The following is a 22,318-nucleotide window of genomic DNA, read 5'->3' as shown; positions in this document are numbered from 1 at the left end:
GTCCCGCCGGCCTATCTCATGGTGATGACGCGGACGGTGACCCCCTTGCCGGCGCCGTACTGGACGATCTGGTTGAGGACGTTCTGTTGGGCGGCGGTGGCCGTCCCACGGGGGACGACGATCTCCAGTTCCCGGGCGGCGACCTGACCGGGCCGGATGGTGACGCCGTCCCAGGTGACCGGGTTGTTCTTGGCGAACCCGGCGGCCTTGTCCACATAGCCCTGGAGCCGGCTGGTGAGCTGGCTGGCGCTCTGGTATGTCTTCGCGGAGAGGTCGACGCTCTTGATGCTGGTCGCGGTGCCGTTGGCGAACCGGTCGATGGTCGGGAAGCTGCGTGGCAGGTTGCCGCCGAGCTTCGCCTCGATGGCCAGGCCGCGTTGGAACTGGTTGAGCTTCCAGACCGAGCTGCCGGCCTTGAGGGCCGCCCCGAGGCCACCGCTGAGGGCGCCCAGCGCGCCGCCGATCGCGAAGTCCCTGAGGGCGTCGCCCATCGTGTACTTGCGACCGGTCAGCGCCGCGATGCCAGCGCCGATGCCGACCGAGGAGGCACCGCCGATCAGCGCCCCGACCAGGATCGGAATGCAGATGGGACAGTCGCCGTTGGGGTCGGAGAGGTTGACTGGGTCGTTGAGGGCGTAGCTGTAGAGGTTGGTGCTGCCGCCGCCGAAGCCGGCCGGGTCCTGGCTGAGGAAGCGGCCCGTGTCCGGGCTGTACCAGCGGGCCCGGTGGTAGGACAGCCCGGTGTCGGGGTCGCGCTCACGGCCGGTGAACTGCTGCGTGTTGCCGCTGGCCGCGCCGCTGGCGGTGGCGGCGCCGAACGGGTCGTACTGGTACTGCGTGGTCAGCGTGCCGGCGGCGTCGGCCAGGCCCAGGACGCTGCCGAGAGCGTCGGTGACCGGCACCCGGACGCCGGCGGAGTCGGTGCGGACCAGCGTCTGGTCGAGCCCGGCGGTGAGCCGGTCGACGGCGGTCGCGCCGGTGAGCTCCTGGATCAGGTTGGGGCCGTCGTAGAGGTGGGTGGTGGTGGTCCCGCCGGCGGTCCGGCCGGCCAGCCGCCCGGCCGCGTCGTAGCCGTACGAGACGGCCAGGCCGGGGCCGGTGACGCCGGCCAGCTCGCCCCGGGCGTTCCAGGTGTAGCCGAGCACCCCGTCGCCGGTCAGGTTGCCCTCGTCGTCGTAGCTGAACGTCCGGTCGCCGCGGCTGGTCAGCCGGTTCGCGGCGTCGTAGCTGGCGGGTGGACCGGTGCTGGGGATGGTGACGGTGGCGAGGCTGCCGGTGAGGCCGAGCACCCGGCCGGCGCCGTCGTACGAGTAGCCGAGGTTGCCGATCGGCACCCCGCCGGTGGTCTGGTACGACATCCCGGTGAGCTGCGACGCCGCGTCGTACGCGTACCGGGTGACCACACCGGCCTGCTCGACCCGATCGGTGCGGCCGGCGGCGTCCCGGTGCCAACTGGCGGTGGTGCCGCCCTGGGTGATCTGCTCGATCAGCCCGGTCTGGTCGTACTGGTAGGAGATCGCCGGCTGCCCGGGCACGGTCATCCCGGAGCGGCGGCCGGCGGCGTCGTAGGAGTAGCCGACGGTGCCGGCCGGGCCGGTCACGCTGACCACCTGGTCGAGGTTGTTCCAGCCGAGGGTGAGCAGCCCGCCGGCCGAGTCGTCGATGGTGGTGAGCCGGTCCAGGCCGTCGTAGCCGAACCGTTTGGTGCTCTCGTAGCCGCCGCCGGTGGACGCGCCGTACCCGATGAAGGTGGTGCGGCCCAGCGTGTCGTACTCGGTGACGGTGGTGATGCCACGCCGGTCGGTGGCGGAGACCGCCCGGCCGAGTACGTCGTACGTCTGCCGGGCCTGCTTGCCAAGCGGGTCGGTGACGGTGACGGGCCGGTCGGACTGGTCGTACGCGACGGTGGTGCGGTTGCCCCGGGCGTCGGTGACCGTCGTCAGGTTGCCGTTGCCGTCGTACTCGTAGCTGGTGGCCCGGCCGAGGCCATCGGTGCTGGTGACGATCTGGTTGTCGGGGTCGTAGCGGACGTACTCCTGGACGCCGGTCGGGTCGGTGACCGCGACCGGGCGGCCGACGGCGTCGACGAAGCTGCGCGTGGTGCGGCCCAGCGGGTCGGTCACCGCGACGAGGTCACCGTTCTCGTAGGTGTAGTGGGTGGTGTTGCCCAGCGGGTCGGTGAATGAGGTGACCTGGCCGGCGGCGTTGTAGGCGTAGCGGCGGGTGCGGCCGGCGGCGTCGGTGGCGGCGGTGAGGTTGCCGCGGTCGTCGTACGTCATCCGGGTGGTGCGGCCCTGGTCGTCGCTGACCGAGGTGAGTTGCCGGTAGGGCCCGCCGGAGGTGACCGTGGCGGCCTGGGCGGCGGCGGTGCCGGCGAGCGCGGTGAGCGAGGTGAGCTGCCCGTTCGCGTCATAGCCGAGGGCGGTCCGCCGCCCGTACGGGTCGACCAGCACGGTGGGCAGGTGGGTGACCGGGTCGCGCTCGGTGGTGGCGGTCCGGGCCTGGGCGGTGCCGGCCGCCGTGGTCTCGGTGACCACCCGGCCGTTCGTGTCGAAGCTGGTCTCCCGGACCTGGCCGTCCGGCTCGGTGACCGCCGTCTTCACCACCTTGCCGCCCGCGTCGGTGATGTACGCGAACTGGTAGGTGACGCCGTCGGGCAGGGTCTGGGTCGCCACCCGGCCGGCGGTGTCGTAGGTGTTGGTGAGGTAGGTGACGCCCCGGGCGTCGGTGACGGTCGTCATCCGGTTGGCGGTGTCGTACGTGTACGTGGTGGTGCGCCCGCCCGGCGAGGTGACCGTGGTCAGCCGGCCGGAGCTGTCGTAGCCGTACTGCACCACCCGGCCCGCGTTGTCCTGGGCCCGGGTGACCCGGCCGCTGGTGTAGGCGAGCTTGATCCAGCGGCCGTTGGGCGAGGTGATCTGGGTGATGTCGCCGGACTGTCCGCCGCTGGACCGGGTGAGGGTGATCTGGTTGCCGTGCCGGTCCCGGATGGACTGCAACGGCGCGTTCTCGCCGAAGACGTAGGTCATCCCGTCGGTGCGGACGAGGTCCCAGCCGTTGCCGTTCCAGGTCATCACGGCGTCCCGGAACGGCCCGGTGGTGTCGACGGCCTTGAACACGGCATCGGTCCAGCCCGTCCCGGGGCTGATCCGGTCCATGTGGACCTTGCCGCTGTCCGGGAAGACCAGGTCGGCCTCGCTGTACTGCCGCTCCGAGTAGATGAAGATGCCGTAGGTGAAGTTGGCGCCGATGCCGAACTCGCGGTTCTGGGTGTCGTTCTGCCGGTAGGTGCGGGTGATCGCGATCGGCAGGACGTCGTTGACCACGAGGTCGGTGTGCTCGTCGACGAAGAGGCCGCTGGCCAGGTCGACGGGGTCGCCGCCGGAGTCGCCGTCCTCGCCGGGGCCGCTCCCGGCGGGCCGCTTGCCGCTGCCGTTGAACATCGCGCCGGTGAACTCCCAGACCCGCACGTCGGGGTCGGGCACGATCTGCTTGCCGTCGGGGGTGACGGTGCCGTGGCCGTAGATGTACCAGCCGGCCTCCGCGCCGGTCACCGCGCAGACCGCGGGTGCCTTGCCCGCCTTGCCCGGCTTCTTCGGGTACGACTTGACGGGCGTCTTGGTGCACGGCACCCGGCCCGGGTCGTAGTCCCAGAAGTCGAGCCGGCTGCCGGGCGCGAGGCCCTGGGTGTTCGGGTAGATGATCTGCGCGCCCTCGGGCAGGATCACCGAGCCGCCGGGCTGGACGGTGAAGTAGACCGGGGTGCGCACGCCGGCCGGGAGCGGGAACGGCGGCTGGTCCACCGGCAGGGCGGTGATGGACAGCTCGGTGACCCGCTTGCCGGCCCGGTCGCGGATCACCGCGCCCTTGGGCAGCCGCACCTCGAAGCCGGGGATCGCCGGGGTGGTGAGGACGGTCTGTTTCCGGGTGGGCGACGGGAAGCGGACGCTGTGGGCGGTGTCGAGGCGGGTCATCCAGATGGGGTAGGACAGCTCGACCGTCTCCCCGGCCCGCAGGTCCACGCCGGTCTCGAAGCGGCCGAAGGCGCGGCCCGGGCTGCTCGCGGTCGCGCCATCGATGACCAGGACGTGGTGCCCGGCGGTGAGCCCGGTGAGCAGGAAGCGGCCGGTGGCGTCGGTGCGGGTGCTGTGCCGGCCGACCGAGAGGGTGACGTCGGCCAGCGGCTTGCCGTTGAGCAGCAGGGCCTGTCCGGCGAGCGCGGTCGCCCCCACCGGGGCACGCAGCGCCGGCTGGAGGTGGCCGTACGCGCCGGTGCGGTGGCTGGCCCAGTCCTCGCCGGCGAGGTTGAACCGGTCCGGCGTCCAGGTCTCGGTCACGTCGGCGACGGTCCGGGCGGCCGGCGGGGCTGGCGTGGTCTTCGCGGCGGCCCCGGCGGGCAGCCGGACCTCGCCGGTCAGCGCCCCGATGGTGGTGGACGACGGGTCGACGAAGACGGTGTACGTACCGGTGGCCGGCAGGGTGACCGAGGTGAAGGTGCAGGTGTCGCCGCAGTACGCGCTGCTGCCGAGGTTCGACCCGTCCGGCTTGCGGATGATCGCCGAGGCGTTGTAACGGCCGAAGGTGCCGGCGGTCATGACCACGGTGACCACCTGACCGGCGGTGCCGGGGAAGGTGAGCGCCGCGTTCTGGCCGGGCACGGTGGTGGTCAGGGTGACCGCCGGGCCGCCCGGGGTGGCGGCGGCGGTCGCGTCGGCCGGCACCTCGTGCACCTGGAGGGTGACGGAGCCGGTGTACATGCTGTCCGGGTTCAGCAGGATGGTGTACGTCCCGGTCACCGGCAGGGTGGTGACGTCGAAGAAGCAGGTCGCGCCGCAGTAGGCGCTGCCGGTCAGGTTCGACCCGTCGGGCTTGCGCACAATCGCCGACGCGTTGTACGTCCCGTACGTGCCACCGCTGCCCTGGACCGAGATCCGCTGGCCGGCGCTGCCGGCGAAGGACAGCACCGCGTTCTGGCCGGGGCCGGTGGTGGTGAGGGTGACCGGGCTGCCGCCGACGACGGCGGTCGCGGTGGCGTCGGCCGGCACGTCGTACAGCCGGAGGGTGACGGTGCCGGTGTACATGCCGTCCGGGTTAAGCAGGATGGTGTACGTGCCGGTCACCGGCAGGGTGGTGACGTCGAAGAAGCAGGATGCGCCGCAGTAGGCGCTGCCGGTCAGGTTCGACCCGTCCGGCTTGCGCACGATCGCCGATGCGTTGTATGTCCCGTACGTGCCACCGGTCCCCTGCACCACGATCCGCTGGCCGGCCGTGCCGGCGAACGACAGCACCGCGTTCTGGCCGGGTGCCGTGGTGGTGACCGGGATGGCCGGACCGCCGATGGTCGCGGTTGCCGCGGCGTCGGCGGGCACGTCGTAGACCCGCAGCGTGACCGCGCCGGTGTAGGCCGCGTCGGGGTTCAGCAGGATGGTGTATGTCCCGGTGACCGGCAGCGTGGTGACGTCGAAGAAGCAGGATGCGCCGCAGTAGGCGCTGCCGGTCAGGTTCGACCCGTCCGGCTTGCGCACGATCGCCGATGCGTTGTATGTCCCGTACGTGCCACCGGTCCCCTGCACCACGATCCGCTGGCCGGCCGTGCCGGCGAACGACAGCACCGCGTTCTGGCCGACAGTGGTGGTGAGGGTGACGGCGGCACCGCCCGGGGTGGTGCTGGCGGTGGCGTCGGCCGGCACGTCGTAGACCCGGACGGTGAGCGCGCCGGTGTAGGTGCCGGACGGGTCGAGCAGCAGACTGTAGGTGCCGGTGACCGGCAGCACCACGGTGTCGAACAGGCACGAGGTGCCGCAGTACGCGCTGCCGGTCAGGTTCGACCCGTCCGGCTTGCGCACGATCCCGGTGGCGTTGTAGGTGCCGTAGGTGCCGCCGTTGCCCTGGACCAGGATCCGCTGGCCGGCGGTGCCGGGGAACGACACCACGCCGTTCTGCCCCGGCACGGTGGTGGTGACGGTGACCGGGTCGCCGCCCGGGGTGGTGCTCACGGTGGCGTCCGGTGGCACGTCGAACACCTGGACGGTCAGGCTGCCGACGGCCGCCGCGGCTGGGTCGACCAGCACGGTGTAGGTGCCGGCGGCGGCGAGCGTCAGGGAGCTGAACGAGCAGCTCGTGGCGCAGGACGAGGTGCTGGCGACGGTGCTGCCGTTGGGGGCGCGCAGGGACACTGCCGCGTTGCCGCCGCCGAAGGCGCCGGCGGAGAGGTTGATGGTGACGACCTGCCCGGCGGTCGCCGGGAACGACACCACGGCGTTCTGCCCCGGGACGGTGGTGGTCACGGTGACCGCGGCCCCGGCGGGGGTCGTCGCGGCGGTGCGATCGGCCGGCACGTCGTACACCCGGACGGTGAGTGCGCCGATGGCGGTCGTCCGGCCGTCGACCAGGACGGTGTAGGTGCCGTCCGCCGGGAGGGTGGTGGTGTCGAGGAAGCACGATGTCCCGCAGGACGTGTTCGACAGGATCGACGTGCCGTCCGGCCGGCGCAGCGTCACCGTCGCCTCCGACGACCCGAACGTGCCGCTGGAGAGCTGCACCGCGACCCGCTGACCCGACGCGCCCGGGAACGACACCACCCCGTTCTGGCCGGGGACCGTGGTCGTCACCGTCACGGCCGCGCCACCCGGGGTGGCGGTGGTCGCGGCGTCGGCCGGCACGTCGTGCACCTTGACCGTGATGCTGCCGACGACCGTGCCCCTCGGGTCTACCAGCACCGTGTACGTGCCGTTCGCCGGCAGGGTGGTGGTGTCGAGGAAGCACGACGTCCCGCAGGACGTGTTCGACAGGATCGACGTGCCGTCCGGCCGGCGCAGCGTCACCGTCGCCTCCGACGACCCGAACGTGCCGCCGGAGAGCTGCACCGCGACCCGCTGACCCGACGCGCCCGGGAACGACACCACCGCGTTCTGGCCGGGGACGGTGGTCGTCACCGTCACGGCCGCACCGCCCGCGGTGGTGTTGGCGACGGCGTCGTTGGGCAGGTCGTACACCCGGGCGGTGATCGCGCCGAGCGTGGTGCCGGTCGGGTTGACGAACACCGTGTAGGTGCCGGTGCTCGGGAGGGTGACGGCGTTGAACGAGCAGTTCGTGCCGCAGTAGCTCTCACTGACGACGGGGGTGCCGTCCGGGGCGCGCAGCGTGACGGCGGCGTTGTAGGTGCCGAAGGTGCCGTTGGCCAGGGTGACCGAGACGCTCTGTCCGGCGGTGCCCGGGAACGAGACGACGGCGTTCTGGCCCGGCACCGTGGTGGTCACGGTGACCGCGGCGCCGCCCGGGCTGGTGGTCGCCGAGGCGTCGGCGGGGACGTCGTGGATCTGCGCGGTGGCCTCGCCGACGTAGGTGGTGTCGGGGTTGAGGTAGACGGTGTACGTGCCGTCGACCGGCAGCACGATGGTGTCGAAGAAGCAGGACGCGCCGCAGTAGGCGCTGCCGGTCAGGTTGGACCCGTCCGGCTTACGGATCACCGCCGACGCGTTGTACGTCCCGTAGGTGCCGGCGCTGAACTGCACCGAGACCCGCTGCCCGGCGGTGCCGGCGAAGGAGATCGCGGCGTTCTGGCCGGGCACGGTGGTGGTCACGGTGACGGCGGCGCCGCCCGGGCTGGCGGTGGCCGTGGCATCCGGCGGCACCACGTGGATCTGCGCGGTGACCTGGCCCCGGTAGACGCCGTCCGGGTTGAGCACGATCGTGTACGTGCCGTCGACGGGCAGCGTCACCGTGTCGAAGAAACACGACGCGCCGCAGTAGCCGCTGCCGAGCAGGTTGGATCCGTCCGGCTTACGGATCACTGCCGACGCGTTGTACGTCCCGTAGGTGCCCGCGCTGAACTGCACCGAGACCCGCTGCCCGGCGGTGCCGGGGAACGAGATCAGCCCGTTCTGCCCGACCGTGGTGGCCACGGTCACCGGCCCGCCGCCGGGCGTGGCGTCCACGGTCGCGTCCGCCGGCACGTCGTACACCTGCGCGGTGACCGCCCCGGTGTAGCTGGTGTCGGGGTTGATCAGGATGGTGTACGTGCCGTCGACCGGCAGCACGGTGGTGTCGAAGATGCAGGAGCTGCCGCAGTAGGCGCTGCCGGTCAGGTTCGACCCGTCCGGCCTGCGTACGATCGCCGAGGCGTTGTAGGTGCCGTAGGTGCCGCCGGTCAGGTGGACGAGGACCCTCTGGCCGGCCGTGCCGGGAAACGAGACGACGCTGTTCTGGCCCGGCACCGTCGTGGCGACGCTGACCGGCGCTCCGCCGGGGCTCGCGGTCGCCGTGGCGTCGGCGGGCACGTCGTACACCTGGACGGTGATGGTCCCGGTCGAGGTGGACTGCGGGTCCACGACGAGGGTGTAGGTGCCGTCGGTGGGCAGCACCGTGGTGTCGAGGAAGCAGGCGCTGCCGCAGGAGCCGTTGGAGACGACGGTGCCGCCGCCCGGCTTGCGCAGCGTGACCGCGGCGTTGTAGGTGCCGTACGTGCCGCCGCTCAGCTTGACTGAGACCCGCTGGCCGGTGCTGCCGGGAAAGGTGACGGCGGCGTTCTGGCCGGGCACGGTGGTGGCGACGGTGACCGCGTCTCCGCCCGGGGTGGTGGGCGCCGTGGCGTCGGCCGGCACCTCCCGCACGGTCGCGGCGATCGAGCCGGTGGCCGAGCTCGACGCGGCCAGCAGCAGCGTGTAGGTGCCGGCGGTGCGGGCTGTCACCGTGTCGATGAAGCCGGCGGCGCCGACGCAGCCGGACGAGGCCGCGGTACGCCCGAACGGGTCGAGGACCTTCGCGGTGGATATGCCGCAGGAGCCGAAGGTGCCGTTTGCGAGCTGGACGCTGGCCTGCTGCCCCTCGGTCAGGTCGAACACGACCAGCGCGATGTCGCCGGCGCTGGGGATCGACACCGCGCTGGTGCCGCCGAGCGCGACCCGGGAGGTGTGCACCACGTCGGCGACCGTGTACGGGGCGGGCGCGACGAAGACGTCGGCGGCCCCGTCACCGCTGCCGTGGCGGGTGCGTACCCCGATCCGGCCGGAACCGGCGCCGGCGGGCACCTGGACGGTCAGGCTGCCCGCGCCGACGGCCGAGGTGAAGGCCCGGGTGCGGTTCAGGGTGACGGCGTTGTCGGCGGCGTCGGCGGCGAAGCCGGTGCCGGTGACGGTGACCGTGCCGCCGGGCACCACCACGGTCGGGGCGACGCCGGTGACGGTGGGCGCGGATTCGTCCGGGCCAGCGACCACGAAGGACTGCGGGCTGGTCGCGGTGGCCCCGCCGACGGAGACGGTGATCAGGCCGGTGGTCGCCCCGGCGGGGACCCGGGCGACCAGGCGCCGGCCGCTGGCCGAGGTGACCGTGGCCGGGACGCCGTTGAACTCGACGGTGTTCTCGCTCGCCACGTCGGAGAAGCAGCCGCCCTGCAGGGTCACCTCGGCGCCGACCGCCGCCCGGGGCGGCACGACGGAAAATAGGGCGAGGGCCGGGCTGCCGTCGTTGCTGACGGAGGTGATGTTTCCGGTGGGGTCGTACCGGTAGTGGGCGGTGCGGCCGGCCTGGTCCTGCACGCCGGCCAACTGGCCGGCGGCGTCGTAGGCGTAGCCGACCGAGTCGCAGGAGACCGAGGCCGGGACGATGTCCGGCAGGTCCGCCCGGACGCCGAAGGCCAGCAGCAGGGTCAGCGCACCGACGGTCGCGGTGAACCGCAGCCGGGCCCCGGCCCAGACCCTCGATCGGATGCTGCGGCGGCCGAGTGGTCCTGACATGGTGCCTCCCCAAGACGCAACCTCTGCCGTGGAAGGTAGGCGAGCGCCATCGGCAGGAATAGATGCCTGCGAGAACGGGGCGCGGGCGGCCCTGGTGACCGACCGTGACAGGACCTGCTACCGGCCGAAACAGGCGGACCGCCGGTGATCGTGTCGACTATCGGACAGTCAGTTGTGTTGCCCGAACTTGGCCGAAAAAGGGCAGGTCAGAAGGGATCCGCCGAACCGGGCGCGAAGTTGACTAATTGAATCCGAATCGGTGGATGAATTCATGGTCCGCCTTTGCCGCCACATCGCTCGATTTGCCGAGGTTTCCGCTTCAACGACCGGAGTGCAAGGAGTCAAAACCCACAATGGATATCGACCAGTTCCATTGTTATATTCCTGACCCCCGGCCTCGGTGACCGTGGATCCCCCTCCTATCCATGTCCCGGAAAGGACGTGACAGGTGACGAGACGTCTCTGGAAATGGCGTGCCGGCAGCGCGGCTGCCCTCATGGTGCTGGCCGGCCTCGCGGTCCCCGGCCCAGCCTCGGCCGCCTCGTCGGTGCGGACCGGGATGACCTGGACGGTCCTTGGCCAGCAGGGTGGCTCGGTCCACGTCGGCTCGGACGCGCAGACCAACCCGTACGCCGGCGACACCGCCGTCGACCAGCCCCGGGCCATCCTCTGCCTGCTCGTCGACGGCCGACCCAAGCCGCCGGACGTGGTGACCGATGCCTACAGCGGCTGGGCCGCCGGCGCGGTGCAGGTCACCCCGCAGATCCCCGGGCTGGTGCTGACCTCGCAGGCCCAGGGCGACACGATCTGCGCGGAGACGTTCGGCGCGGGCTGGCGGCTGGCGGAGTTTCACGACGGCGGCGGCTGGACCTTCTGGGCCAGCGGCGCGATCCCGGCCGGCACCCGGTTCTGGACCGCGATCAACGACCAGCCGGCCAACCCGTGGAACTCCGCGGGCGACCTGCCGACCAGCGTTCCGCAGCCGAAGTTCCTCACCTCCGAGGCACCCGTACCGGGACAGTTCATCGCGATGCTTCCCGAGTCCACCGCCCCCGAGGACGTGGCCGGCATCGCGGCCAGTCTGGTGGCCGGCTACGGCGGCACGATCATCGATACGATGGAATCGGGCATGTTCAGCTTCACGGCCAGCGACGCTCAGGCCCAGGCGATGAGCCTCGACTCTCGGGTCGAGTCGGTCGAGCAGGACACCTACGGGCAGCCGAGCGAGTATTCCTGGGCGGTCGACCGCGTGGACCAGCGCAACCTGCCACTCGACTACGCCCCGTACACGGGGGGCGGCGTGACGGGAGCCGGCGTCAAGATCTACATTTTGGACACCGGATTCCGGCCCAGCCACCAGGAGTTCGGCGGCCGGGCCAGCCAGGCCGTGGACTTCATCCGGTTCCTCGGCCAGCGTGACGACTGCAACGGACACGGCACCGCGGTCGGCAGCGCCGCCGGAGGCGCAACCGTCGGCGTCGCCCCCGGCGCGACCCTGATCTCGGTACGGGTCGCGGGCTGCCGCGGCAACGCGTACAACCCGCTCGTCTCGGTCTTCAACTCGACGATCGTCGCGGGCCTCAACTGGGTCGCCGTCCACCATTCCGGCCCCTCGGTCGCCAACGTCAGCTACGGCGTCCCGCCGGGCTTCTGGCGGCGCTGGCTGCGGCTGTCCAGCCCGACGGACCGGGCCGCCAAGTTCGCCATCAGCCGCGGGGTGACCGTGGTCGCCGCCGCCGGCAACGAGAACCACAACGCCGACCGGTCCAGCCCGGCCCGGGCCGGCGGCGTCATCTCGGTCAGCGCCACCGACGGCAGCGACACCAGGGCCAGCTTCGGCAACTACGGCAAGGTCGACATGTTCGCCCCTGGATACGGCGTACGCACGGCCTGGCTGGACGCCGACAACCAGTACAACACCGTCAGCGGCACCTCGTTCTCCGCGCCGCTGGTGGCCGGCGCCGCCGCCCTCTACCTGCAGCGGAACCCGAGCGCGTCACCCGGGGCGGTGGCCAGCGCACTGTACGCCAACGCGACGCCCAACAAGGTGAGCAACCCGGGCCCCGGCTCGGCCAACCGGCTGCTGTTCGTCGGCGCGCCGCCGGCCACCCACGCCGGGATGACCTGGGCGCGGCTGACCCAACGCAGCGACGGCGTCGTGCAGGTGGGTCGGGACGCCACCACCAACGCGTACACCGGGGACACGCCCGCCACCGCGTCCCTACCGGTGCTGTGCATCCGCATCGACGGCCGGCCGGCGCCCGCCGGCATCCCCACCACGGGCTTCGGCAGGTGGGCCGGCGGCGCCGTCGCGGTCACCCCGGCCATCCCGGGCGCCCAGCTGACCAGCCTCGCGGCGGCCGACGCGATCTGCGCGGCGCAGTTCGGCAGCGGGTGGCGGATGGCGGAGTTCCACGACGGTGGCGGCTGGTCCCTCTGGGCCTCCGGCAACCTGCCGGCCGGTCGTTTCTGGACCAGTATCAACGACCAGCCCGCCAACCCCTGGAACTGACGCCGGGCCCGGCCCGGGGAGCCGTCGCTCCCCGGGCCGGTGGGCACCCTCGACGCGGCCGGTCAGGGGGCGCAGTAGAGCAGTCGGTTCGGCGACCCGGCTCCCGGGCTGGTCACGAGGCCGGTGGTCGCGGTGGCGAGGACATGGTTGGCCGCCTGGCCGACGGTCCACAGGGGGTTCGCCTCGGCCACCACGGCGATGCAGCCGGCGACGTGCGCGGAGGCCATCGAACTGCTGCTCAACAGCTGGTGTCGGAGGCGATCGCCGTGGTGGTGATGTTCTGGCCCGGCGCGAAGATGTCCAGGCAGCTGCCGTAGTTCGCCGAGCTCATCTTAGCGTCGGTGATCGTGGTGCCAGCCACGGTGACGGCGGCCGGCACCCGGCCGGGTGAGTAGGTGCAGGCGCTGGCGGCCGACGAACCCGACGGAACGACGTACGGGATACCCGAGTTGATCGAGTTCGTCACGGCGTTGTCGAGTGAGGTGCTGGGGCTGCTGCCGACACCCATGTTGACCAGCGCCCGCGTCCCGCGGGCGTTGGCGGTGACCCAGTCGACGCCGCGCCCGAAGGGACTCGAACCCCTAACCTTCTGATCCGTAGACCGATGCTTGCCTGCCCCCCACCAACAGTTCGTTGGAGTGTCAGACATCAAGTGGAGACACCGAATGTTCGGCGGGCTTGTGGATTGGGACGTTCTCGCGGAGCTTGGCCCGCCAGCGGCGAGAAACCAGAGCCGTGACGACGAGGAGCCCGGAGAGGACTGCGAGAAGGAGCAGCAGTAGCCAGGGGAGGGCCCAGGCGTGCGTCGTGGCCTCGACGGTGGCGAGCGGAGCGATCGAGCCCGACGCGTCGGTGAGCAGTGGGACGAGGGTGACGGTCCCCGTCAGCTTCACCGCGGGTGCCACTCCTGGTAGCGGCACGGAGACCTTCCAGGTGTCACCTGGGAGCAGCGGGGGCGAGTCCTCGATCTGCCCCGCGCGGACGTTCAGGCCCCCGAAGGGGCCGAAGATGGACACTGCCTGCCGAGCGGTGACGATGGCGTTGCCCGTGTTGCGGATCGTGTACGTGACGGCGGCGTCACCCTTCCCGAACGGATTGGGCGTGCCCGAGTAGCGCACCTGCAGATCCTCCACCGACAGGCTCGGCTTGAGCGCTCCACCCACCCGCAGGCGGATTCGAATGCCCACACGCCGGGCCACATTCGTCCCATCCGCTTTGCTGGCTTGCGTCAGCGAGGTGACGACGCCGCCCAGGTAGTCGCCGGGCGCGGCGTTGTCCGGAAGGGTGAGCTGGAACGGCACCTCAACCGACTGGCCGGGCCCGACCGTCACGTCGGGGCGATCCGTGTGGACCCATGCACCGATCCCTGTCGACTTGGCGTCCTGGGTGACCAGGTCGAGCTGGCCCTCCTTGGTGGTGAACCCGTCGGCGGCGTACACGGCCAGGTTGAGCGGCGTGGCGCCGTGGTTGACGACGACGAGAGCGTCCTTGAGCTGCCCGCCGGGGTTGAGGGTGTAGGTGTAGTTCTGCCGGCCGGACCCGAAGTTGTTGGAGGCCGTCCTGACCGCCCAGGAGACGTCGCCGTCCGCCGCGGCGGCAGGTCCGGCCCCCACTGCGAGGAAGCCGAACGCGGCGAGCAGCACCACGACAGTGGCCTGGGCGAGGACTGCTGCGGTCGTACGCGGTTTGGGCAGGTGCATCTGATGATCCTCGGACGGTCTGGGAGCGGCGGGATGGAACACGTGCGGTGGGGTGGGCACCCGACGGTGCCCACCCCACCGGGTGGAGCGGACCGGATCAGCTCAGCGCGGTGAGCGTGGTCCCGGCGCCACCCTCGGTCGTCTGCTCAACCCACGCGGACGGGGTCGTCCGGGCCACGTCGGCCCGCTTGTCCCAGCCCTTGCCGCGGTACGGGTGGATGACCACCTTGTCGGCGGTGGATCCGACCGGCTGAGCGGGGCTGGTGCCGTTGTTCGGGCCGCACCACTTCACCTTGCCCAGTTCCACGGCGGCGTTGGGCCCGTCGCAGGTGCTGCTGCGGATGTTCTCGACGATGAGCTTGTTGTCGCGCACCTGGACCTTCACGTAGGTGCGGACGTGCTCCTGGTTCTCTACCGAGTTGGCGTAGTGGTTGTCGGGGTTCAGCGGGTCGGGGCCGAAGTCCGAGCCCGGGACGGGAGCGGTGAGGTCGTAGTACTTCGAACCTGACGCGGAGTTCGCCGTCACGTAGATGACACCCCCGGGGCCCTGGGCCACCTGCTCGGCGCCGGGCTGCTCATCCGGGTGCGACTTCTGACCGTTCTTGAGTGCGTAGCTGCGGGAGTAGCTGTGGTCGTGGCCCTGCAGGACCAGGTCGACGCCGAGCTTCGAGAAGGCGGTCGGGAAGTCCTGACGGCGCTTCTTGTTGTCGCTGTCGTTCGCGTGGGCGGCCGGCGAGTAGATCGCGTGGTGGTACACGAGCACGGTGTACTTGGCGTCGGCGCCGTGCGCCTTGATCACGTCGGTGATGTAGCCGATGTGCGCCTCGTCCGAGCCGTTGGCGTACGCGTTGCTGTTGAGGTCGATGAACAGGACGCCCTTGTAGGTGTACCAGTAGTCACCGCCGGACCGGGTCGTCGCGCTGCCGTTGTAGAACGGCGTGGAACGGTCGGTGTTCGGGGTCCAGAAGTGCTGCTCGTAGGCCTTGCCGCCGACGTCGTGGTTGCCGATGGTGGCGGCCCACGGGTACTGACGCAGCTCGTCGGGCGCGAGGAAGGCGTTCCACTGCGTCTCGGTGTTGGCGGTCTCGACCTGGTCACCACCGGAGACCAGCAGCTCGGCGTTCGGGTTGGCAGCGGCGGCGACCTTCAGCGTGTCCTGCCACCCCTCACCGTCCTTGGCCACGTTGCCGGACGAGCCGATCTGCGGGTCGCCGAAGAACAGGAAGTCGAAGTCGCCCTTGAAGGCCTGGGTCTTGAAGGAGTACGTCGGGGACCAGCCGCCCGCCGCGCCGACCCGGTAGGAGTACGTGGTGTTCTCCTGCAGGCTGTCGATCGTGGCGTGGCCGTTGTAGCCGCCGTTGACGCTGTTCGCGGCGACGCTGGCCGAGAAGGTGACGGAGTTCGCGGGGAACTCGCCGTTGACGAGCTGGGAAGCCGGCGCGACCTCGACGATCTGTGGGGTGCCGGTCGAGGAGTACCACGACACGACGCGCTGCGATTCGCTGGCGCCTACGCCGAGGACGATGCCGGTGGGCGCCGCGACATCGGCAGCGTGGGCCGCCGACGCCAGGCCGCTGCCGAGCACCGCGGCGACGCCGAGGACCGCCGCGCTGGCGCCCCCGGCCACCCGGCGGCGCGCAACCCCGCGGCCTTGTGTCCAATCGAGCCTCATCAGATTCCATCCGTTCTGATTCGAGGGAGTGTTGAAAAGCCTTGGTCAAGCTCGCGGAAACCGGTGTCTGCCAGGTGAACCTCGGGCAGGCGGACTGTTGCGCCTGGCGGAAGTTGTCCCGGGCAATCAGATTCCGACGACCCGCTGTACGAACCACACCAGGCCCATTACGGACACCGCCGCCGCGATCGCCCCGGTCGTCCACACCCCTGCGGCCGGGCTGTGGCGGCGCAGCAGGGCGAGCAGCGGGAAGACGACCACGATGATCGTCAGCTGGACGACCTCGATGCCCACGTTGAAGACGAGCAGCGACCACAGCAGCGTCCACGAGAAGGCCTGGTCGATCCCGAGTGCCGCGGCGAAGCCGAGTCCGTGCACGAGGCCGAAACCGAACACCACCGCGAGCCGTCCCCAGCCCGCACGGTCCAGACTGAGGTGACTGCGACCGGCCGACTCGAGATCCGCGGCGTGCGACCGGCGCCGCCAGATCCGCCACAGATGCCAACCGGCGACGGCCGCGATCGAGAGGGCGATGACGGGCTCGACGAACGACGCGGGCAGCTGAACGAGGCCGAGGGCGGCCAGGATGAAGGTCACCGAGTGGGCCAGCGTGAAGGTCGTCGCCGCCAGCACGATCTCGCGCAGGCGGCGGGACCCCACGATGAGCGCCAGCAGGAACAGGAGGTGGTCGAGCCCGGTGAGCAGGTGCTCGGCTCCGAGCCGGAAGAACTCCCAGAACCGCTCGGACCAGGACTGTTGCGTGGAGAACGACCGATGCTCGGCGTCGAGGGCGGTGCTTCCCGACTTCAGGTCGAGGTCGTAGGTGACGATCGTCTTGGTGTCGCGCACATAGCCCTCGGAGTCCGGGAACAGCCCGCTGCGGACCTCGTGCGCTCCCGCTGACTCCGGGCACCGGTAGTCGAGAACCAGCAGCGCGTACGGGACAGCCTCGCGTTTCTCGACGGTGAAGTCGCCGTAGCGGACCGGGGTGCACGCCGTGCCCTCGGTCGTGACGCCGAAACGCTCGGTCACGTACGCGACCACCGTGTCGGCGTGGGCGTCGAGCGCGGCGGCCTGCTCCGCCGCATCGCCGTCCTCGAACGCCGCGGTGCCCGCCCGGAAGAGCTGATCATCCTTCTCGTAGTCGGCAGCGGAGACGACGAGCAGGTCGTACTCCAGCCCGAGCTCGGCGCGGACGTGCCCGGCCTCGGGCGAGGTGAGGTCGACGTACGCGGTCGAGCTGAAGCCGTGGGCAAGGGCGGGCGCGGCACTGAGCAGGACGCCGACGGCTAGGGCCGCAACGACGACACCAGCGCGCCATCGAGCGGCGTGGGGCATGTGACTCCTCTTCGGTTGGCGACCGAAATCTGCTCGGCTCAGATGAACGAACGGCAGCCTGCGCGCAAACCAGCGACGAAACCCACCCGACCGAGCTGGCCTGCGCATTCGCAAACGCCCGGCCGTCGGGTAGGAAGTAGGGCGCACCTACCGCCACCTCGAGGACGGTCTCCATGCGCTCCCGCCTTCTGCCCGCCGGCACGCTGGCCGCGGCAGTAGCGACCGCCGTACTGATCACCGGATGCAGCTCCGGCGACGACTGGTCCCGGCCGCACCCGAAGCCCACCGCCGTCGGCACTCTCGGCCCGGGGTTCTTCGACCCGGCCGCACCGCCCGCCCCGGAGGCGACGATCACGCCACGGCCCGGCTCCTGGGACGGGGTGCGTCCGTCGAAGGGCTACCGGGTGGTGCTGCTCACCGCAGGCGACGACCCGCAGACCAGGACGCTGGTGAACGCCGTGACGCAGTGGGCCGAGGACGAGCAGGCCAGCCTCAAAACCATCACCGCCACTGAGCCCGATCAGTTCATTCCGCAGATCAGCAAAGCAATCGACCTGGCACCCGACCTCATCATCAGCGCCGGCAACGACCTCGTCGACCCGATGGCCCTCGTCACACCCCACCACCTCGACCAACAGTTCCTCGTGGTCGGCGCCGAACTGGCCGAACCCACCGCGAATGTCACCGCCGCCGACTGGACGGGTGCGTCGTTCCGCGGCGAAGGACTCGGCATGTCCTCAACGTACGACCCCGCCACCTTCACCCCCGAGCGCGCCGGCCGCGCCGTCCGGGCCGGCGTCGCGGCCGTACTCAACCGCCTGACCGGCATCGTCATCTGGCTGGACTAGACGCTGGCGAGGGGATCCCGGCTACAACCCGTACCGCGCATGGCCCACCGCCTACGAGGGCAACGAGACGAGCTGCCTGAACGCACGTTCTGTGCTCTGTCAATGACCGATCGCTGCTGAATCGACGATCCGGTCGTCGCAAACGAGAATCGGGGCGGCTCGCGGTCCAGCGCCGGCGGCGACCGTGCGACAGGCGTAGGAGCCGACGGCGGCCATCTTCCACAGGTGGCCGATGACCTGCCGCACGTCGGTCCGTAGGTTCGGTTCGACCGTTGTGGCGACTGGCCCGTGTCTATGCCGACGAGGGACCTCGAGCCGCTGGTCGACGGGTGGTGTGGGAGAAGGAGCACGCAGATGCGAAGAGGGAAGTTTGCCTGGCGCGGCTCGGTGCTGGCCTTGGCGGTGGTGGCCACCGGCCTGCCGGCGACCGGCGCCCTGGCCCGGCCGGGGGCCGACGAACGCCCGGCCAGCGCGCAGCGGTCGTACCCGGAAGACTGCGCGCAGTGGTCGTACCCGGAAGACCCCGGCTTTGTCGCCAAGAGTCCAGGGGAACTAGATGCCGCTAAAGCCAGTTGGGAAACGCCGGAATATGGTTATTATACCGGCCATAATCCTTCTACTCCTGGCACAGCAGTCAATTCCCCATGGCAGCTCACCGCGGTAAACGCGTCCACCGCCTACGCCCTGGGGTACTGCGGGCAGGGCGTCACGCTGGGCATGATGGATTCGGGCTACAGGCCTACACACGAAGCATTTCAGACCGAGCTGATCGATCCGGTGACAGGGGAGGGAGTCTACGGCACGTCCGGTTACGGGTATCGTGGCGCGACCCCGACGAACCCTTTTACTGCCGGCGAGTGGTTCACTGTGGCCGGTGATCAGGCGAGACCAAGTGACTACTCGCACGGGACCGGTATGCTTGGGGTTACCTCCGGCATGCGCGATGGTATCGACCAGCACGGCATCGCCTTCGGGTCGAAGATGTATGTTGCCAAGACCGGCGGTTCCGATAGCCAGTCCCACGGCCCCTTCCACGATTACGTGTACTGGTATACAGCCAATAAGGCCCTGGTCGACGCAGGCGCCCAGGTCATCAACAGCAGCTGGGGCTCTTATGTCCAAACCCTTGACAGAGCCCGCTATGACGGCTTAGGAAACGACCTTGGAGTCAACGGCAACCGCGCCAACGCTTACCAACTGAATGGCAAAGACAGCGCCAGCGCCACGGCAATGGCGACCATTATCCCCAACGAGCACCTGAAGGATCTGGAGTACCAGTATTTCTTCTTCAAGAAAAGCTATTCGGAAGGCGGCATTCAATACAATCCGAACCACCCCGGACGTTCCTTTATGGACGCCATCTGGGACGCCATCAAGGATAGCGGTACCGTCAACGCAAGGTCGGCCGGCAACAACGACTGGAGCAACCCGTATTTTCGCCCGGCGTATCCCCTCTTCAATCCCTTGGCGGAAAAGCAGTGGATAGCCGTCGGCGGGGTGCAACCGCCCACTGCGACCAATCCCGAATACACAAAGCACTTCGGGTATAACGAGGCGGGGCTCGCCAAATGGTGGAACGTGTCTACCCCCTCAAGCAACGTTCGGACCACGAGCAGCGCTGGTGACACTAACTATTCAAACTCAAGCGGCACGTCACCGGCAACGCCCGTTGCGACAGCGGTGATGGGGGTTCTGCTCTCCCGCTATCCGAACATGGACGCCAAGCAGGTGCGTGAGCTGATGTTCACCACGGCGAACAACAAGATGTCCGACGGCGTGAGATTCCTCGGCACCGGGCAGACCTCCCCCTCCGGGGCATCCATCGCCTGGACCGCTCCCGACGGTCTTCCGGACGAACGCTGGGGCTGGGGGATTCCCGATCTGGCCAAGGGCATGTACGGCCCCGGCCAGCTCCTGAGCCCCATGACCTACAACATGGATAAAGCGCCCTTGGACGTCTGGTCGAACGACATCAGCCAGATCGCGATCAAGGAAAGGGAAAGGGAAGATCTGGAGTGGCTGGCGGGCTACAAGAAGCACGGCATTGCCTACGCCGGTGAATTCAGCCCCAACGTGCTGAACCCGGACGGCACGCTTGACGAACAGGCCTTCATGCTTCAGGGCATTTTGGGTGATCCTCACATCCAAGCTATCACTAACGGCCATCCCGAGTTGTACGACAAGATCACCTATGAGGACGCCGTCAAGTGGCGCAAGGAATGGATGGACGAGCGCGCGGCCTACATTCAGAACAACATCGACAACGACCTCTACACGGCTTCTCTGACCAAGCAAGGCCCAGGGACGCTGATCATGACGGGCAACGCCACCTACGAGGGCGGCACGACGGTTGAAGGCGGTAAGCTTTCGATCACCGGCTCGCACGCAAGCTCGATCGACGTCAAGGGCGGCACGCTCGGCGGCAGTGGCAGCGTGGGTGACAGCGTGACCGTCACCAGCGGCGTGCTGCGGCCCGGGCTCGCGTCCGACGAGGCCGCGCAGCTCACCGGCACCTCCGCGGGCAACGTCCTGAACGTCGGCGGGAACGTGACCGTCGGCAGGCAGGGTCGCGTCGCCGTCACGATCTCCGGCGACCGGGACTACACGAGCGTCCGGGCGGCGGGCAAGCTGGTGCTGGACGGCGAGCTGGACCTGGACGTGCGGGGCAAGCTGACCCCGGGCACCGTGTTCACGATCATGAGCGGTAGCTCGATCGAGGGCGCCTTCCACGCGCTGCCCGAGAACCGGGCCCTGAACGTGGGCGGTTACCTGTTCCGGGTGTCCTACAAGAACAACAGCATGACGCTGACCGTCGTGCAGCCGGTGCCGAACAACGGGAAGTAGGCCGTGATCTGCGGCTTGACCATGGTCGAGCCGTGGTGAAGGGACCGTGAGGAAAGGTGGGCCGCGACGCCGAGATCGGCGTCGCGGCCCACCAATTCGTCCGGCTCGCGCCGTGCCCCTGCTGCCTCGTCAACTGTCACCAGAACGCCGGATCGAGGCCGGCACCGACGGGAGCCGCCGCCTTCCTACCGGCGCGGCTTTGGCACCTGACGGTTAAAGCGGGGCCTGAGGGCCAGGACCAGGGCTTCCTTCGTGCCCTCCGGGTTGTCGGTCTCCTGCCAACGGACCTCGCACCGGCCAAGCCAGTCGGCGATGTCCGCGGCGGACGCCTCGGGACCGGGCTTGTCGAGGAGCTGGCCGACCTGCTCGTGCAGCACCGACGAGTCCCGGTTGCCGGTCAGGTGCTGCCGCAGGCGATTGCGCAGATTCCCGGTGTAGCCGACGTAGACGACCGTGCCGCCGTCGAGGACCACGTGCACGCCGGGTGTGCCGGGAGCGCCAGCTGCGGCTTCCATCGTGTACGGCTGAGAAGGCGTGAAGTCGGCCAGAAGATCTTCGGCGTCGAGCATCCTCGGACGCTACCGGTGTCAGCCCTGCCCCGCAGTCCCGCACGATCCGGGGTGCCCGTCGCGTCGTCGGCAGCGCCGGCCGCCATCGAGCCGACCGTCGCACCAGACTCGGCGGCGGAGGTGCTGGGCGTCCTCCTCGCTGGGGGTGGTCTCGCTGAAGTCGAGGGCGGTGACGTGGCCGAGGGAGTCGCGCAGCGCGGCGGGCAGGTCGGCGGCGGCGTCCGTGATTGCGGCATTGACCACGACCCGGATGAGGGGTGAGGCGGGTTCGGCCGAGCGGCCATCTACATGGCGACGACCCAGCCACCGTCCACGGTGAGCGTGTGGCCCGTGACATACGCGGAGGCGTCCGAGGCGAGGAAAACGACGGCGCCCGCGAGGTCCGCCGGTTCGCCGACTCGTCCAAGGGGTATGTGCCTGGTCACCAGCTCATCCTCGACAGCCTTCGTGGGCAGGAGGTCGGCGGTCATCTCGGTTCGCATGTAGCCCGGCGCGATGGAGTTCACGCGGATCCCGTACCTGCCCCACTCGTAGGCGAGGTTCTTCGTCAACTGCACAACGGCCGCCTTCGACGCGTCGTACACCGAAGACCGTTCACCGTCGACGACGAGGCCTCCGATGGAGGAGAGGTTGATGATCCGGCCCCCGCCGCGTTGGCGCATGGCCCGCGCGGCACGCTGGGCCACGAAGTACGTGCCGCGTAGGTTCACTGCCAGGGTCAGATCGAACTGGTCCGTGGTCGCGTCCAGCGCGGTGTTGCGCAGCGATACGCCGGCATTGTTCACGACCACGTCCGGGACGCTGCGCCGCCGCTCAAGGTCGTCGAACGCGGCCTCGATGCTGTCGACCGAGGTGACGTCCAGCGACAGCGGAGTCGCGTGGAGGCCATGCTGTTCGAGGTAGGCGCACGCCTGCTCCGCGCGGTCGGTGGTCAGGTCCGTCGCGATGATCTCGGCGCCGGCCTGCCCGAGCGCAAGGGCCTGCGCGCGGCCGAGACCGCCGTGGGCGCCGGTGACCAGAGCTCGTGCGCCGTCCAGGGTGAATAGAGAGCTCAGGGGGGCCGAGGTCACTGACAAGGTCCTTTCTGGCGGCCCGTGAACG

General features: G+C 70.0%; 12 protein-coding genes. 3 read left to right on the top strand and 9 right to left on the bottom strand.

Translation table 11 applies throughout. The features are described 5' to 3' along the window. Positions 1–11: 11 nt before the first annotated feature. Positions 12–9,734 (bottom strand): RHS repeat-associated core domain-containing protein, encoded by a 9,723-nt coding sequence (locus ACGF4F_RS05095; RefSeq protein WP_393075011.1) that lies wholly within the window; start codon positions 9,732–9,734, stop codon positions 12–14. A 448-nt stretch (positions 9,735–10,182) separates the two neighbouring features. On the opposite strand from ACGF4F_RS05095, the gene ACGF4F_RS05090 reads away from it, so the two are divergent. Continuing rightward, positions 10,183–12,246, top strand: a complete 2,064-nt coding sequence (locus ACGF4F_RS05090; RefSeq protein ID WP_393075008.1) for a S8 family peptidase — start codon at positions 10,183–10,185, stop codon at positions 12,244–12,246. Positions 12,247–12,308: 62 nt separating this feature from the next. Here the strand turns inward: ACGF4F_RS05090 and ACGF4F_RS05085 are convergent, their stop codons facing one another. The 5 genes from ACGF4F_RS05085 to ACGF4F_RS05065 form a co-directional block, all read right to left on the bottom strand. Further along, positions 12,309–12,473: a hypothetical protein gene (locus ACGF4F_RS05085; protein ID WP_357437058.1), complete on the bottom strand. Its 165-nt coding sequence runs from the start codon at positions 12,471–12,473 to the stop codon at positions 12,309–12,311. An 11-nt stretch (positions 12,474–12,484) separates the two neighbouring features. Continuing rightward, on the bottom strand, positions 12,485–12,754 hold the full coding sequence (locus ACGF4F_RS05080) for a hypothetical protein (protein ID WP_393075004.1): 270 nt from the start codon (positions 12,752–12,754) through the stop codon (positions 12,485–12,487). 133 nt (positions 12,755–12,887) lie between these two features. After that, on the bottom strand, positions 12,888–13,946 hold the full coding sequence (locus ACGF4F_RS05075; RefSeq protein ID WP_393075001.1) for a WxL protein peptidoglycan domain-containing protein: 1,059 nt from the start codon (positions 13,944–13,946) through the stop codon (positions 12,888–12,890). Positions 13,947–14,043: 97 nt separating this feature from the next. Further along, a complete protein-coding gene (locus ACGF4F_RS05070; RefSeq protein ID WP_357437052.1) occupies positions 14,044–15,618 on the bottom strand; it encodes a metallophosphoesterase family protein in 1,575 nt (524 codons plus the stop codon). Positions 15,619–15,744: 126 nt separating this feature from the next. Further along, positions 15,745–16,956: a HupE/UreJ family protein gene (locus ACGF4F_RS05065; protein ID WP_393074998.1), complete on the bottom strand. Its 1,212-nt coding sequence runs from the start codon at positions 16,954–16,956 to the stop codon at positions 15,745–15,747. Positions 16,957–17,129: 173 nt separating this feature from the next. Between ACGF4F_RS05065 and ACGF4F_RS05060 the strand changes: the two genes are divergently transcribed. Further along, the gene (locus ACGF4F_RS05060) at positions 17,130–17,804 is read left to right on the top strand and encodes a hypothetical protein (RefSeq protein WP_357437046.1); all 675 of its coding nucleotides are present in this window, start codon (positions 17,130–17,132) and stop codon (positions 17,802–17,804) included. Between the two features lie 354 nt (positions 17,805–18,158). After that, the gene (locus ACGF4F_RS05055; protein WP_393074995.1) at positions 18,159–20,648 is read left to right on the top strand and encodes a S8 family serine peptidase; all 2,490 of its coding nucleotides are present in this window, start codon (positions 18,159–18,161) and stop codon (positions 20,646–20,648) included. Positions 20,649–20,833: 185 nt separating this feature from the next. Here the strand turns inward: ACGF4F_RS05055 and ACGF4F_RS05050 are convergent, their stop codons facing one another. Genes ACGF4F_RS05050 through ACGF4F_RS05040 form a run of 3 tightly spaced genes read right to left on the bottom strand, consistent with a single transcriptional unit; the run spans position 20,834 to position 22,287 of the window. Then, positions 20,834–21,217 carry a GIY-YIG nuclease family protein gene (locus ACGF4F_RS05050; RefSeq protein WP_393074992.1) on the bottom strand — a complete coding sequence of 128 codons (384 nt, stop codon included), beginning with the start codon at positions 21,215–21,217 and terminating at the stop codon, positions 20,834–20,836. Between the two features lie 18 nt (positions 21,218–21,235). Further along, on the bottom strand, positions 21,236–21,460 hold the full coding sequence (locus tag ACGF4F_RS05045) for a hypothetical protein (RefSeq protein ID WP_393074989.1): 225 nt from the start codon (positions 21,458–21,460) through the stop codon (positions 21,236–21,238). Positions 21,461–21,501: 41 nt separating this feature from the next. Next, the gene (locus ACGF4F_RS05040; protein ID WP_393074987.1) at positions 21,502–22,287 is read right to left on the bottom strand and encodes an SDR family NAD(P)-dependent oxidoreductase; all 786 of its coding nucleotides are present in this window, start codon (positions 22,285–22,287) and stop codon (positions 21,502–21,504) included. Positions 22,288–22,318: the final 31 nt, after the last annotated feature.

The organism is Micromonospora sp. NPDC047740, assembly GCF_043204735.1.
Classification (GTDB): Bacteria; Actinomycetota; Actinomycetes; order Mycobacteriales; family Micromonosporaceae; genus Micromonospora.
Note: the sequence above shows the minus strand (reverse complement) of the source record. Positions and strands in the feature narration are given on the sequence as shown.

What these genes read in the sequence shown, in the direction of transcription:
- ACGF4F_RS05085 (WP_357437058.1), bottom strand. Translation starts at nt 12,473, where the DNA reads ATGGCCTCCGCGCACGTCGCCGGCTGCATCGCCGTGGTGGCCGAGGCG.
- ACGF4F_RS05055 (WP_393074995.1), top strand. Translation starts at nt 18,159, where the DNA reads ATGCGAAGAGGGAAGTTTGCCTGGCGCGGCTCGGTGCTGGCCTTGGCG.
- ACGF4F_RS05065 (WP_393074998.1), bottom strand. Translation starts at nt 16,956, where the DNA reads ATGCCCCACGCCGCTCGATGGCGCGCTGGTGTCGTCGTTGCGGCCCTA.
- ACGF4F_RS05050 (WP_393074992.1), bottom strand. Translation starts at nt 21,217, where the DNA reads ATGCTCGACGCCGAAGATCTTCTGGCCGACTTCACGCCTTCTCAGCCG.
- ACGF4F_RS05060 (WP_357437046.1), top strand. Translation starts at nt 17,130, where the DNA reads ATGCGCTCCCGCCTTCTGCCCGCCGGCACGCTGGCCGCGGCAGTAGCG.
- ACGF4F_RS05070 (WP_357437052.1), bottom strand. Translation starts at nt 15,618, where the DNA reads ATGAGGCTCGATTGGACACAAGGCCGCGGGGTTGCGCGCCGCCGGGTG.
- ACGF4F_RS05080 (WP_393075004.1), bottom strand. Translation starts at nt 12,754, where the DNA reads ATGGGTGTCGGCAGCAGCCCCAGCACCTCACTCGACAACGCCGTGACG.
- ACGF4F_RS05095 (WP_393075011.1), bottom strand. Translation starts at nt 9,734, where the DNA reads ATGTCAGGACCACTCGGCCGCCGCAGCATCCGATCGAGGGTCTGGGCC.
- ACGF4F_RS05075 (WP_393075001.1), bottom strand. Translation starts at nt 13,946, where the DNA reads ATGCACCTGCCCAAACCGCGTACGACCGCAGCAGTCCTCGCCCAGGCC.